Genomic DNA, 13,061 nt, shown 5'->3' with positions numbered 1-13,061 from the left:
GCGGGCATGACAGATATTCGTAATTTTATCGGGTTTGCACAGAATGAGAACCTGGTTAAGGAGTATGACAGTCTGCGGATGTATTATCCGGTCAGGGCAAAGATCGGCATTGCCGTGACCAGCAAACGGCTTATCGCCTACTCGTCCGTCAGGAATTTTTTTGATGTGAAAACAGAATCTCTCTACCAGCAGGTCAGCATCGCAGACATCCGGGGTGTCGGTATCGTGCAGTCCGGGCGGTACCGCCCCGGCCTTATCGCTTTTGGGATCGTCATCCTGCTCGCGGGGATACTGACCGCGTTCTTGGGTCTGGGCGGGAACACACCACTCCTGCTCGGCGGAATTACGTGCAGCGTTCTCGGTGTTATCTTGATACCGGCAGGCATTTTCTGGAAAAAGCGCCTGTTCCGGTTTGAGATCTGGGGAAATACCTGGATTCTGTCGATTGGCGAATTCGACAATGCCCGGCCGGTAATCACGGCCGGCCCGAACCTGCTCAAGGTTGTCGAGGAGCTGGGTGCCCTCATCATCGAAATCCAGGAAGGGACGCTGTATTCAGGAGAATGAGCCTCCCCCTCGATCCACCAGCATTGGGGTCTGAGTATGCGTTCAACGGAACCGCGGTCCTCGCATCCCCGGACCAGACCGGGAATGATAAGTTTTTTCTGTATCCTGACCCGTATGATATCTGATATCTATGGCTGAGGAAACGCATCAGGAACAACCACCCCGCCAGCACCATGACCGGGGCACCTATCACCGTCAGCGGGATCACCCTAACCAGCCGCCCCATCCGGCAGCGGAACAGCGGCCGCAGGAACCGGTCGGGGATAATCTCGATGCGGCAGAGAACGAGGAAGAACATGCGGAATCCCAGCACCGGTCGCACGGGAGTCACCGCGGCGGCAGGCAGCCAAAGAAAGTCTACGAAGAATTCTTAAACGATCCGTACTGCGAATAACGCGGGATCAGGAATATTTTTTTTTAATCAGGAATGGAGGGGGATCCGGCAGGAGTGCCCTCCCGCAAAAAACCCGCTCGTACCGCTCACGGGAAATTCCGTATAATTTTTTCCCGGATTGCTTCCTTCGGGTATGCCCCGATCACCCGGTCCACCATCTTGCCATGCGAGAAGAAGACAATATTCGGGATCGCTGATATATTGAGCTGCAGTGCCAGCTGCTGGTTCTCGTCTGTGTTGCACTTCCCGAACGTGACCTTCCCGGAAAACTCCTGTGCAAGTTCTTCTATGACAGGTCCCACCCTCCGGCACGGCCCGCACCATTCGGCCCAGAAATCAACCACAAGCGCCGGATGTTTCTGGAGCAGGTCGTTGATGTGCAGTTGATCGACCTGGATCACGCCACCTGCAACGCTCTGGTGCTCCAGCTTCTCTTTTAGTGCCGCCATCCTTTTTTCTCGGACCTCGTTGAGCTCGTTATCGTCCATACCTGTGAATAGGGCATCGCTGCTAATTGAATCTAGCGAACAGGGATGCTGCCCCGACTGTCAAGTGAGTAAAGTATATCAGCGCCCGCCGTCTATATTATAACCCTGATTAATCGGAAGCGAGGTAGGGTAGTCAGGATATCCCGACGGGCTCATAACCCGTAGATCGATGGTTCAAATCCATCCCTCGCTACTGGCCTGTTTCTGCCGTATTTTCTTTCCTCGCCACGGTCACGATAAACGTCCGGTTCCTGTAGACCACATCGACATCGGTGAACCCGGCCTCGTGAAGCCACTGGAGCTGCACGGATAGTTTCTCATTCCTGTCCAGCGTGTCCCGGCGCGTCAGGATCTCTGTCCGCTCTTCTGAGGTAAGCGGCCCGCTTTTCAGGAAATCATTCCAGTACTCGCGGTACCTTTCCGTGAAGTAAGGCGTCTCTCCTTCGGTCTGGTCGGCATTGACAAAAATCCCGCCCGGGACGAGGGCCCGGTACACCCGCCCGAAGAGCCGGCGCTTGTCGCCGGGATCGAGGTGATGGATCGAGAGTGCGGAACAGGCAAGGTCGTAAGGCCCGCCAAGGTCCACCTGTGCATAATCCCCGGCCCGGAAACAAACATTCTCCCGGCCGTAAAAGCGCTCCCGTGCGACGGCAAGCATCTTCTCCGCGATATCGAGCAGGGTGACGTTCGCGGCCGGGTATTTTTCAAGCAGGAGCGCGGTTAACAGGCCGGTTCCCGCCCCAATATCAAGGATCGCAGGAGTATGCGACGGGCTCTCCGCTGCCCAGACAGCAGCGCTGTAGTAGTTCCGCATGTCAGGGATGACATGTTCGCGCTGTGCATCATATTCCGCGGCCACCGCATCAAAGGCCTTCCTGATATGCTCCATACAACACTCCCTCCTTAGTCGGGAAAAATTCCATTGGTTCTGTAGTATTCCGGGTTGTCTGCGCCAGGACAAAAATATGAGTTTGCCTGAATGGAGGTAACAAAATGCTCTGGAGAACTCCCAAAAGAGGATTATAAAACGCTCTTCCTGGGCTGCCTCCCCCGCACGCCAGAGGCCTCCCCCGGCTAGCGACGACGCCGTATTACCAGTATGCAGATGTGCTCCAGGGGACGTTTCCGTTTGTTACAGGTAATCCCGGGTCCATCGCATACGCCCCCGCCCCCCCGGGGCAGGGTTGGCGTAAAGGGGGCTGCATTTAAAAAATGTGGCTTTCACCAGAAGATGAAAAAGAAAAAGGTTACGTGGTCTCCGCTTCGAAGGACTCAAGTTTTGACTGGAACGTGCCGTCAACAAAATCCACCTGGCGGGGGTTCGCGGTCTCGCCATCGATGGGCAGCGGGTAGCAGCCGGTGAGGCATCCCGTGCAGAGATCGTCGCGATCAAACCCGATAGCTTTTACGAGCGCATCGAGTGAGATATGATGGAGCGAGGTTGAGGTAATGCAACGCCGGACATCGTCTTCCGCCTTGTCGCTTGCGATCAGCTCTTTCCTGGTCGGCATATCCACACCAAGATAACAGGGGGCCTTAATCGCCGGCGATCCTATCCGCATGTGCACTTCACGTGCACCCGCATCCCGCATCATCTCGATAATCCGTTTTGAGGTCGTCCCCCGCACGATACTGTCATCGACGAGGACAACCGACTTGTCCCTGAGGTGCGCCGGGATGGGGTTGAGCTTGATCCGGACGGCCCGCTCACGCTCTTTTTGCGTCGGCATGATAAACGTCCGGCCCATATACCGGTTCTTCATGAGGCTCTCCACGAACGGGACCCGGGATCGTTCTGCATACCCAATCGCGTAGGCAGTACCGGAGTCCGGTACCGAACAGACCGAATCCGCCTTGACCGGTGCCTCTTCGTGGAGTTTCTGGCCGATAGCCCGGCGCACATCGTACACGAGTACTCCGTCGATGATCGCGTCCGCCCGGGCGAAATAGATGTATTCGAATATACAATGGGCCCGCCTGCCTGCCACCGCGATCTGCGTACACCGGACACCGTCAGCATCCATCCGGATCAGTTCCCCGGGTTTTATATCGCGGAGGAACTTTCCCCCCAGTGCATCAATCGCCACGCTCTCGGACGCCACGATGTATCCTTTCTCAATTTTCCCGAGGCAGAACGGTTTGATGCCAAGAGGGTCGCGGAACGCGTAGATGACACCATCAATCATGATTACAACCGAGTATGAGCCCTGCATCCGCTTCATACAGAGGTGTACTGCGTCCTCAACGCAGCCTGAGGTACTGATTTCATCGATTAAGATCTTCGCGATGATCTCCGTATCGGTCGTTGTGGTAAAGATCTGGCCCGCCTGTTCGTACTCCCGCCGGAGTTCGCAGGTGTTGACCAGGTTCCCGTTGTGGGCGACCGAGATAAACCGATCCTTGAACTGGAAATTCAGGGGCTGGATATTCTCCGGCAGGTTCGCACCGGTCGTCGGGTACCGCACATGGCCGATGCCGGCCGTGCCTTTAAGATCGTTTAAAACAGAAGGGGAAAAAACATCAGCGACAAGTCCCTGCCCCTTGAACTTACAGAGGCTTGTCCCGTCAAACGTGGATATCCCGGCGCTCTCCTGGCCACGATGCTGGAGCGCATACAGGGCATAGTAGAGCTGGATGGAAACACCGCCAGCATCGACGATGCCAACGATACCACACATGGTACTGCTCTAATGCGTCGGAGTTTTTGGTCTCTTGCTGTGCCACTTGTAACTTTGCATCTTGGTGCTTCTGCCAAACCCGCAGGAAGAGCAGACTTTCTTCTGGGCGTGAAACGAGATCCTGCCACAGCGCCTGCAGGCGATGTGGGTCATCTTGTTCATCTTTCCCATTGACGGAGTGCCTTTTGACATAGTATTTCACCTTATGATTCCAGCGATGGCGAGATATAGATCACGTTATCTCCACGGACGATAAGCGTGCCTACCTTGACAACCTGCCCGTTCTCTGTTTCCTCAGCCTTGTCAAGGACGAGGTTCATGTGAACGTCGTAACCCTGAAGAACCCCCCGGATCTCTCTCCCGCCTTTGAGGGAGACGATAACGGGCTGGCGGTTCAGCACCAGATCTAAAATATCCAACGGTCTCTTGGTCATACTCATACCCTGTGTTACCATCGCTCTGGAGTAATATATGTGCGTGAGCACTCTACTTAAACATAGCGTAGATCTGCAAGAGACAAGAAGGTTTCTGGTCCCTCTCGAAAATGAGCCCCGTTGCCCGGGATTCGTGACTGTTTCGGAAGAGGTGGTGGATCGCGTAAGACACCGGGGAAAATTTTTAGCCCTTGCCCGGGAGAATATAGGAGCAGGACAATGAAAAAAATTATTGTAAAAAAACGACATTCCATCCGGAAGGGCCAGGCTGAAGATTTGCTGGACCGGCTCGCGCTCCAGATCGGGCCATCTGCTGCGCTCTTTCATGCCGACATGATCGAGATCCTGGAAACCAACGCAGATGTCGCGCTCTATCTGGTGAACAAGAAACCGCTGCTGATGGATGCCGGCAAATGGGTTTTTCCCACGTTACGGGGGGCGGTGCAGTGCCCGTTTCCCGAGCGGATGATCACCGTTGATGCCGGTGCAATCCCGTACGTGGTGAATGGCGCAGATGTGATGCGACCGGGGATTGTCGCGGTCAGCGAGGACGTCATAGCGGGAAGCCCGGTCCAGATCGTTGACGAGCGGCACAAAAAGCCGCTGGCGATCGGTGTGGCGCTCCTGGACGCTCCGGCAATACGGGCGAGCGCACAGGGAAAGATGTGCAAAAATTTTCATCATGTCGGCGATGAACTCTGGAACCTTGAACTTTAACATTTCCAAAACGATGAATACGGCTGGAAAATCAGGCCATTTCTGCCTTTTACATCGATACTATTAAATAAGTTTCTTCGTACAGTTTTTTTATGGTTAAGATCATAGACACACTTTTAGGGAAAAATGCCACCAGTTCCGACGATGATTACATGGATCTGGACCTCAGTTCCTACGAGGAGCACGGAAGCGGTTCACCTGCGCTCCTGGTAAAGATCGCAACTATTGCAGATCTCAAGGATACGCCCCGTGTCAAGGACGAGGTCTACAACGGGAACATCGTGATCGTCGATATCTCGCGCCTGAAGATGGACAAGATTTCCTACGAGCGGGTCTTAAAGGACTTAAAGGAAGTTGCAAAAGACGTTAACGGGGATATCATCGGCCTCGGCGACCAGCGGTACGTCGTCCTTACTCCGATGTCCGTGAAGATCTCGCGCGACAAGATTGGCGGGGCATAACCCTTTGCGCACGATCGTTCCGGGACCGTGTCCATACTGCAATACCGAAATAGAATATCTCTACCAGACGGAAAATATTCCCTATTTTTCTGATATTCTTATTATCTCTGCCATATGCCCGTCCTGCGGGTACCGGTACGTGGATACCCAGCTCCTGAAAAACACCGAGCCGGTGCGGTACGAACTCCCGGTGACGACCAGGGAGGATCTCGACGTGCGGGTGGTGCGGAGCATGACCGGTGTCATCGAGATCCCGGAGCTTGGCGTCCGTATCGACCCGGGCCCGGCCTGTGAAGGATTCGTGACCAATGTTGAAGGTGTGCTTGACCGGATCGCCCAGGCCGTCAGGGCCGCAGTGAGGGACGGGGACGAGACGGAAAAAGAGAACGGTCGATTGCTCTTCGAAAAGATCGAAAGTGTCAAAGCCGGCGGGCTGCCAGTCACGCTGATCCTGCAGGATCCGATGGGGAACAGCGCGCTTGTATCGGATAAGGCAGAGAAAACGGTCTATGTAGCAGATGAGCCGGATGCATGCGGAGAATAAGACCGGGCTTTTTCCTATTGTTTCCGGCCGGTCGGATCCTGGATACAGGTTATTCCCTGGCACCACCCATGCCAGGATCCCGTCATATCCCAAAACGGAAACGAGGTGCCCTGACAAAAAATCGGGTACGGATACTTATGATTTGTCTGTATTTCATTGAGGTATACTGAAAAAGTAGATCTTATTCCTGCTCTGTTGCACCCTTCTTCCATGAGGGCTTCCTGAACTTCAGGAACACCAGCGGCGGGACAGCAAGGACAAATGTCCCAAACAGAACAGCCCCGACATAGAGCGGACCGCTCGAATAGAAAGCCGGGGGGAGCAGTCCCACGATAAAGGTAAAAATAACCCCGAATGCACCAAGGCCGCCAACGAGCCAGACCCCCGGCATTCCCCCGGGGATTTTAAACGGACGGGGTGCGTCAGGCTGGCTGTACCGGAGCTTGATAAGCGCGGCAAAGACGAGAAGGTACACGATGGCCAGCAGTTCCGTCGTCACCGCCGAGAGGAGCCAGTACGCGGCATTCACCGAGGGCAGGAATACGTACAGGAGGGCGATGACCGAGCCGATGATCGCCTGGATGAGCAGGATCGCCACCGGGGCACCGTGCCTGTTGGTCCGGTTGAACAGCGGCGGCATGTTGCCGTCTTCTGCAACAACGCCAAGGCCCTGCGCCGGGCCGATCAGCCATGCTGCGAGCGAAACGATACCGCCAACCGTAATCAGGAGGGCCATCGGTGCGACAAAACCGGGCAGGCCAAAAGAGACAAAGAAGTACTGGATGGCCTGCATCACGCCGGATGCGAGGTTGAGCTTGTCGGCCGGGATCACAAAAGCGATCGCAAGCGTGGCAAGCACGGTGCAGAAAAAGATGATGATTGCGGAGAACGCCATGGCCTTGGGGTAGTCCTTCTGGGGATTCCTTGTCGAAAGGGCGTGGAAACCCGCCATTTCCATACCCGAGAAGAGCAGGACGATGGTTGCAAAGAAGGGCAGGGTCGAAATGTTGATCGTCGGGAGCACCGCACCCAGCGAAAAGGGGGGCAGCACGGTTTTTGTACCGTCAAGGACCCACACGACACCAAGGATGATAATCAGGATCGACGGGATGATGCCCCCGAGGATAACACCGATATTTGAAAACCTGCTCGTGACTTCGGGACCTGCGAGCGCGATAAGGGTCGTGCCCCAGAAAGCGGCCATCATGACGACAAACATATAGTGCGGGTTGTTCGCGAGCGTCGGGGTGAGGGCATACGCAAGCGTTGCGGCGATAAAGGCAAGCACGGTCGGGAACCAGACGAGGTTGTTGGACCACTCGCAGAAGATTGCGGTAAACCCGCCCTTGTCGCCAAACGCCTGTTTCACCCACGCATAGATACCCCCGCCTACAGGCCAGCCGGTCGCCAGTTCTGCACCGGCAAGCGAGATCGGGATCAAAAAGAGGATCGTCCCGATAACGTACCAGCCGATACTGGACCATCCGTACTCCGCCATGGAGGGGAAATTTCTGATGCTTAAGACCGCTGCCACGTTGATCATGGCCAGGGCAAAGACCCCGAGGATCTTCTTCGGGGGTAAGGCGGTGGTTGCTTCTTTTGTCGTTTCGCTCATGCTTTTCTCCCCTTTTTATCTTTAATACAGTACATCATGTACTTCCCGTTCACATTCTCGACCCCATGGGTATCGTGCGAAAAACCCGGGAAGGCATTGTCAAAGTCCTGGAGGGACTTGAGATACTGGAGGACCGGCTCTTTGAGTTTCCCGGTCTTTTCTCCGGGCGCCAGCAGGGGGATACCGGGCGGATACGGGACGATGCCGGTTGCCGCGATACGATCTCCCGCCTTTTCAATGGGCAGGTAATCGACCTCGTTTCTGACCAGTTTTGAGAACGATTCAGCATAGGTAACGACCGGTTCCGGCTGGACGGCATATGCCTGCTGGAGCAGGTCGCACATCTTGTGCTCCTTCTTGAATGCGTGCATTTCCCTGGTAAGATCCTGGATGGTCATGCCCGTGTAACGATCGGGATACCCGCCGGTAAGGTCGGGAAACATCTCTTCAAGCAAAACATTTTCCGAATACTTCTGCTTGAACTCGAAGAGTTCAGTGACGAGCGTGCCCCACTTCCCCTTGGTGATCCCCATGGAGAAAAGGAACAGGATGCAGTAGTCCCCGGACTTCTCGTTGACGATTCCCCGGGTGTCGAGGAACTTGACCACGATTGCCGCCGGGATGCCCCAGTCAGCAAGCGACCCGTCATCATTGACACCGGGCATGAGCACCGTAACCTTGATCGGGTCAAGCATGCAGTAGTTGTCCGGGAGGCCGGAAAAGCCGTGCCACTTCTCGCCCGGGTGGAGTACCCACGCTGAGGGATTGTCCCGGAGCACATCAATGGGGGCATCCTGGAATGCAATCTTCTTTCTGGTTTTTGGATCGACAACCATATCCGGCTGCCATATGCCGAACCACCAGTCCTTTCGCTTGCCACCCTTTCCTTTCGCGCTCCCTTCGATTTCGTGACTGACCCGTGCCATCGTGCGCCGGAACCGGATCGCCTCTTCAATGGACTCTGTCGTGAGCACCCTGCCGGATGCACCTTCCATCATCTTTGAGGAGACATCAAGGGATGCTATGATGGTGTACAGCGGCGAGGTGGAGCTGTGCATCATGAATCCCTCGTTGAACCGGTTATGGTCGATGGGGATCCTCCCGTTCCTGATATGTACCATCGAGGCCTGGGAAAGGGCCGCAAGCAGCTTGTGGGTGGACTGGGTGGCAAAGACGGTCGGGCCGTTTTTGTCTTTTGCCCCATCCCGCATCGCAAACCGGTCCTTGTAAAGCGGGTTGAACCGTGCGTAGGCATACCACGCCTCGTCAAAGTGAATGCTGTCCACGCTTTTCCCGAGCATTTCCTCGACCTGCTTTGCATGGTAGCAGAGACCGTCGTACGTGGAATTGGTGATGATCACATGGACGGGCTTTGTACTCGGGAGACCCCTGGCGAGCGGGCATGCGGCAATTTTTGTTTTGATGGCCGCTGGTGTCATTTCATGAGGAGGGATAGGTCCGATGATCCCGTACCGGTTCCGGGTCGGCTGGAGGTAGACTGCCACCGAGTGGGTCATCGTGAGCGCGTGCTCGCTTGACTTATGGCAGTTCCTGTCGACAAGAACGACATCGTCTTTGGTCACCCGGCCAAAAAAGACGATCTTGTTTGCAGTGGATGTGCCGTTTGTTACAAAATATGTCTGATCGGCGCCAAAGACCTTCGCTGCGTATCTTTCCGCTTCGCCCACCGGCCCGGAGTGGTCAAGCAGCGATCCCAGTTCGCCGACCGATATCGAGAGGTCCGAGCGGAAGAGCTGCTCCCCGAAGAAATCGTGGAACACACGCCCGGCCGGGGACTTCATGAACGCGGTGCCGCCGGCATGGCCCGGGGTATGCCAGGAATATTCAAAGTCCTTTGAAAACTTCACCAGTTCCCCAAAGAAGGGTGGAAGCAGATGTTCGCGGTACCGTTTCGCCGCTGCGGTGATCCGGCCTGCGATAAACGCCGGCGTATCCTCCATCACCCAGATATACTCATTGATCTCTTTTACCATGTCGATGGTCATGTCAGTCGGGGCGGCATTGGTCGGTTCCCCCAGGAGAAAGATAGGCACCTTCTCATTTCTTTCCCTGATTTCCCGAATGAGCCGTGTTGTCTCGGCATGCCTTTTCGGCGAACCGCCACCTACGTTCCAGTTAATGAGGATACAATCGATCTCGGCAAGGGCGGAATATGCCGCACGGGCATCGTTCGGAGAGGAAACGTCACCCACCCGAATCCCGAACTGCCGGATCCCGTCCATGATCCTCCTGATGGCACGGCCCTGCGGGGTGTCGGTCATGTGCATATCATCGACAACCGCGACCAGCATCTGCTCTTTTGGGTTGAGAACTTCTGTCATAATCCACTCCGGTGCAATTGGTACCTACGGCCTGCCCGGCCGGTCGTTTGCGGAATTTGTAATACCAGATACAATCAGACACATCCTCTGCAGGATTGTTCCGTGCAGCATTGCGTATTTACCTGTTCAGATCTGCAAAATCTTTTATCCGAACCACAATTTGCGCTAGGTAAATGGATCCTGCTGCGAAACCAACCATATCAGGATCCTGAAGTACTCACCGGGGCAGACCTGAATACTAGTGGCTTGATGATATTGGTTAATTAAATTACCTTCGATCCTGGAGAAAAGCGCATTCCGGAGACACAAATGAGAGAGAATTAAAACAGGAAGTTCTTTTGGGGAATTCTCTTGTCAGGAAAAGGACAAAAAAACGTTTTTTAGGGAAATTCCGGCGAAAAAACCTGCCCGTTTATGTAACCTGCACATCCCCGAGCCACGCACCGGGTTTCTCGATAACTTCCCCGACCACCCGGGCGCCGTCGACTGCCTTTGTCACCGTTTCCACCGACGCCGGTGGCACGACATAGGCATACCCCATCCCCATGTTGAAGGTGCGGTACATCTCGACCGTGGAAATCCTGCCGGTTTCTTGGATCCACCGGAAGATCCCGGGCGGCTGGAGCGGGGCGTCGAACCGGAACCCGAATTTTGAGAGCCGCAGGAAGTTCAGCAGGCCTCCGCCCGTGATGTGGCACATCCCATGCACCGTGCAGGTATCGGCGATGTTAAGGCTCTCATGGTAGATCCGGGTTGGTGTAAGAAGTTCCCGGCCAAGTGTCTTTCCATTGGACAGCTTTTCATCGTAGTCCGCGTATTTCTCCACAACGTTTCGTGCAAGCGAGAGGCCGTTGCTGTGAATCCCCGTGGAGGGAACGCCGACGATCATGTCACCGGGCCGGATCTTCTCCCCGGTCACGATCCTGTCCTTGGCCTGAACCCCCATGCAGGTACCGGCAAGGTCGAGGCCGTTTACCAGACCCTTGAGCGACGCAGTCTCGCCACCCACGATGTCGATATTTGCCTGCCGGGCTCCCTCGTTAAGGCCAAGGCCGATCTGCGCCATCTTTTCCACCGAGAGCCGGTCGGTTGCGATATAGTCCACAAACGCGATCGGCTCCACGTGCATCACGTAGAGGTCGTTCACGTTCATCGCGATGCAGTCGATCCCGACCGTGCTCCAGTCCTGCAGCCGGTCGGCGACAAGCATCTTGGTTCCCACGCCATCGGTGGTGAGGGCAAGGGCTTTGGGGCCAAAATCGATCAGGCCGGCAAAATGCCCGACGCTCCCGAGCATCGTATAATTGCCCTTCCTGTGGAAACTCAGGTTCTTTATCAGGGCTTTTATCGCGGTCGCTTCAAGGTCGATATCGACTCCCGCGTTGCGGTACTCATTCTCAGTCAATTGCATTCCTCCGAGAGCCGGAACTCGTCGTGCAGTACCCGGACCGCACGCGGGCCGTCCTCCTGCCTGACCACAAACGAGATATTCGCCTCGCTTGACCCCTGCGAGATCATCATCACGTTCACGCCGGCCAGGCCAAGTGCGGTAAAAATCCGCCCGCCCGTTCCTGCGGCGCCGGCCATACCGGCCCCGACCACGGCAACAGCGCAGACGTCCTTGTTGTGCGTCACCTCGCGCACAACCCCGTCTTTAACGAGAGCAGCAAGCGCGTTTACCGCAGCATCAATGTGCGACTCGTCAACAATAAGCGAGATGTTCGCCTCGCTTGAGCCCTGCGAGATCATCATCACGTTCACTTCCTTATCGGCGAGCGCAGTAAAAATTGCCTTGGCAACCCCCGGTCTGCCGATCATCTGGGCGCCGTTGATATTGATAGAAGCCACCTTATCGATATACGTGAGCGCTTTTACAACGCGGCTGTCCCGGTGGCCGTTTCTCACGATCATGGTACCGGGAGCGCCGGGGTTGAACGTGTTTTTCACCCGCACAAGGATATTCTTTCTCATCGCCGGGTCGATCGAACGCGGGTGCATCACCTTGGCGCCGAAGTACGAGAGCTCCATGACCTCGATGTACGACACGCTTTTGAGGACCCGGGCGTCGTTAATCACCCGTGGATCTGATGTCATGATGCCATCGACATCCGTCCAGATCCAGATCTCGTCCGCATCCATCCCGGCACCGATGATGGACGCGGAATAATCCGATCCGCTCCGCCCGAGTGTCGTGATGATCCCGCTTCCGGTGCAGCCCATGAACCCCATGATGACCGGGATCCCTTCCTTTAAGAGCGGTTCGATTCTCTTTTTGATCCGCCCGTCGCTCTCACAGAGCGCGGTTGCCTCGCCATGCTGGGGGGTCGTGAGGATACCGGCCTCGCAGCCGTCAAGCACGGTCGACGGGATGCCCCGCTGGCGAAGAGCTGCACCGATAATCGGGGCGAGCAACCGTTCGCCGTACGAGATGACGTAATCCTTCGACCGGGGCGTGAGCTCCCGCAGGTTGTGGATGGCAGAGAGAATGTGCTGGAGACTCGCGAGGCGCTTTTCAATAACTGCTCCCACTTCTTCGAGGTAATCCGGTGCAGCCCCTTCAAGAGTGGTCATGTGCCGTTTGCGGAGCGCGGCAACGAGCGGCGCAACCTCCGAGCAGTCCGTTGCGGTGGGAAGTTTTTCTGCGATCGCGATGAGCTGGTCGGTCACGCCACGCTGCGCGGAGACCACGACTGCCACTTCGTCTCCTGCCTTGTGGTGTTTTTCAAGGATGTCAACAACGCATCGGATACATTGTGCATCGGCAACGGAAGTTCCGCCGAATTTCATCAGAAATCTCATATCGGTTCACTCTGGCATGTAC

At 55.7% G+C, this 13,061-nt stretch carries 14 protein-coding genes and 1 tRNA gene; 6 read left to right on the top strand and 9 right to left on the bottom strand.

The genetic code is table 11. From position 1 onward, the window contains the following. Window positions 1–6 precede the first annotated feature (6 nt). Window positions 7–567, top strand: coding sequence for a hypothetical protein (locus ACLQMU_RS06640; protein ID WP_424040880.1), 561 nt, complete (start codon window positions 7–9; stop codon window positions 565–567). Between the two features lie 130 nt (window positions 568–697). Next, on the top strand, window positions 698–961 hold the full coding sequence (locus tag ACLQMU_RS06635; RefSeq protein WP_422149081.1) for a hypothetical protein: 264 nt from the start codon (window positions 698–700) through the stop codon (window positions 959–961). 86 nt (window positions 962–1,047) lie between these two features. Here the strand turns inward: ACLQMU_RS06635 and trxA are convergent, their stop codons facing one another. Further along, the gene (gene trxA / locus ACLQMU_RS06630; protein WP_424040879.1) at window positions 1,048–1,449 is read right to left on the bottom strand and encodes a thioredoxin; all 402 of its coding nucleotides are present in this window, start codon (window positions 1,447–1,449) and stop codon (window positions 1,048–1,050) included. A 118-nt stretch (window positions 1,450–1,567) separates the two neighbouring features. Here trxA and ACLQMU_RS06625 point away from each other — a divergent pair. Next, window positions 1,568–1,642, top strand: a tRNA-Met gene (locus ACLQMU_RS06625). Here the strand turns inward: ACLQMU_RS06625 and ACLQMU_RS06620 are convergent. The 4 genes from ACLQMU_RS06620 to ACLQMU_RS06605 form a co-directional block, all read right to left on the bottom strand. Further along, a complete protein-coding gene (locus ACLQMU_RS06620; protein ID WP_424040878.1) occupies window positions 1,640–2,338 on the bottom strand; it encodes a class I SAM-dependent methyltransferase in 699 nt (232 codons plus the stop codon). The two genes, ACLQMU_RS06625 and ACLQMU_RS06620, sit on opposite strands and share 3 nt — an antisense overlap. 358 nt (window positions 2,339–2,696) lie before the next feature. After that, window positions 2,697–4,127 (bottom strand): amidophosphoribosyltransferase, encoded by a 1,431-nt coding sequence (gene purF, locus ACLQMU_RS06615; RefSeq protein ID WP_422149078.1) that lies wholly within the window; start codon window positions 4,125–4,127, stop codon window positions 2,697–2,699. Between the two features lie 9 nt (window positions 4,128–4,136). After that, the gene (locus ACLQMU_RS06610; protein ID WP_422149077.1) at window positions 4,137–4,319 is read right to left on the bottom strand and encodes a 50S ribosomal protein L37e; all 183 of its coding nucleotides are present in this window, start codon (window positions 4,317–4,319) and stop codon (window positions 4,137–4,139) included. 11 nt (window positions 4,320–4,330) lie between these two features. After that, window positions 4,331–4,561: an LSM domain-containing protein gene (locus tag ACLQMU_RS06605; RefSeq protein WP_011991105.1), complete on the bottom strand. Its 231-nt coding sequence runs from the start codon at window positions 4,559–4,561 to the stop codon at window positions 4,331–4,333. A gap of 219 nt (window positions 4,562–4,780) precedes the next feature. Between ACLQMU_RS06605 and ACLQMU_RS06600 the strand changes: the two genes are divergently transcribed. From ACLQMU_RS06600 to ACLQMU_RS06590, 3 genes are all read left to right on the top strand, one after another. Beyond that, the gene (locus tag ACLQMU_RS06600; RefSeq protein ID WP_422149076.1) at window positions 4,781–5,278 is read left to right on the top strand and encodes an RNA-binding protein; all 498 of its coding nucleotides are present in this window, start codon (window positions 4,781–4,783) and stop codon (window positions 5,276–5,278) included. A gap of 92 nt (window positions 5,279–5,370) precedes the next feature. Beyond that, on the top strand, window positions 5,371–5,739 hold the full coding sequence (locus ACLQMU_RS06595) for a cell division protein SepF (RefSeq protein WP_422149075.1): 369 nt from the start codon (window positions 5,371–5,373) through the stop codon (window positions 5,737–5,739). Window positions 5,740–5,743: 4 nt separating this feature from the next. Next, entirely contained in the window at window positions 5,744–6,283 is a 540-nt protein-coding gene (locus tag ACLQMU_RS06590) for a ZPR1 zinc finger domain-containing protein (RefSeq protein WP_422149074.1), read from the top strand. Between the two features lie 181 nt (window positions 6,284–6,464). Here ACLQMU_RS06590 and ACLQMU_RS06585 read toward each other — a convergent pair whose 3' ends face one another. The 4 genes from ACLQMU_RS06585 to ACLQMU_RS06570 form a co-directional block, all read right to left on the bottom strand. Then, the gene (locus ACLQMU_RS06585; RefSeq protein ID WP_422149073.1) at window positions 6,465–7,898 is read right to left on the bottom strand and encodes an APC family permease; all 1,434 of its coding nucleotides are present in this window, start codon (window positions 7,896–7,898) and stop codon (window positions 6,465–6,467) included. Beyond that, window positions 7,895–10,240: an Orn/Lys/Arg decarboxylase N-terminal domain-containing protein gene (locus ACLQMU_RS06580; protein WP_422149072.1), complete on the bottom strand. Its 2,346-nt coding sequence runs from the start codon at window positions 10,238–10,240 to the stop codon at window positions 7,895–7,897. Before ACLQMU_RS06580 ends, ACLQMU_RS06585 begins: the two co-directional genes overlap by 4 nt. Window positions 10,241–10,652: 412 nt before the next feature. Beyond that, a complete protein-coding gene (purM, locus tag ACLQMU_RS06575; protein ID WP_424040514.1) occupies window positions 10,653–11,651 on the bottom strand; it encodes a phosphoribosylformylglycinamidine cyclo-ligase in 999 nt (332 codons plus the stop codon). Beyond that, the gene (locus tag ACLQMU_RS06570) at window positions 11,642–13,039 is read right to left on the bottom strand and encodes an aspartate kinase (RefSeq protein WP_422149070.1); all 1,398 of its coding nucleotides are present in this window, start codon (window positions 13,037–13,039) and stop codon (window positions 11,642–11,644) included. The genes purM and ACLQMU_RS06570 overlap by 10 nt, the downstream gene beginning before the upstream one ends. Between the last annotated feature and the right edge of the window lie 22 nt (window positions 13,040–13,061).

Origin of the sequence: Methanoregula sp. (assembly GCF_052325125.1) — an archaeon.
Taxonomy (GTDB): domain Archaea; phylum Halobacteriota; class Methanomicrobia; order Methanomicrobiales; family Methanospirillaceae; genus Methanoregula.
The sequence above is the reverse complement of the archived record's forward strand: the minus strand, read 5'-3'. Positions and strand labels throughout refer to the sequence as shown.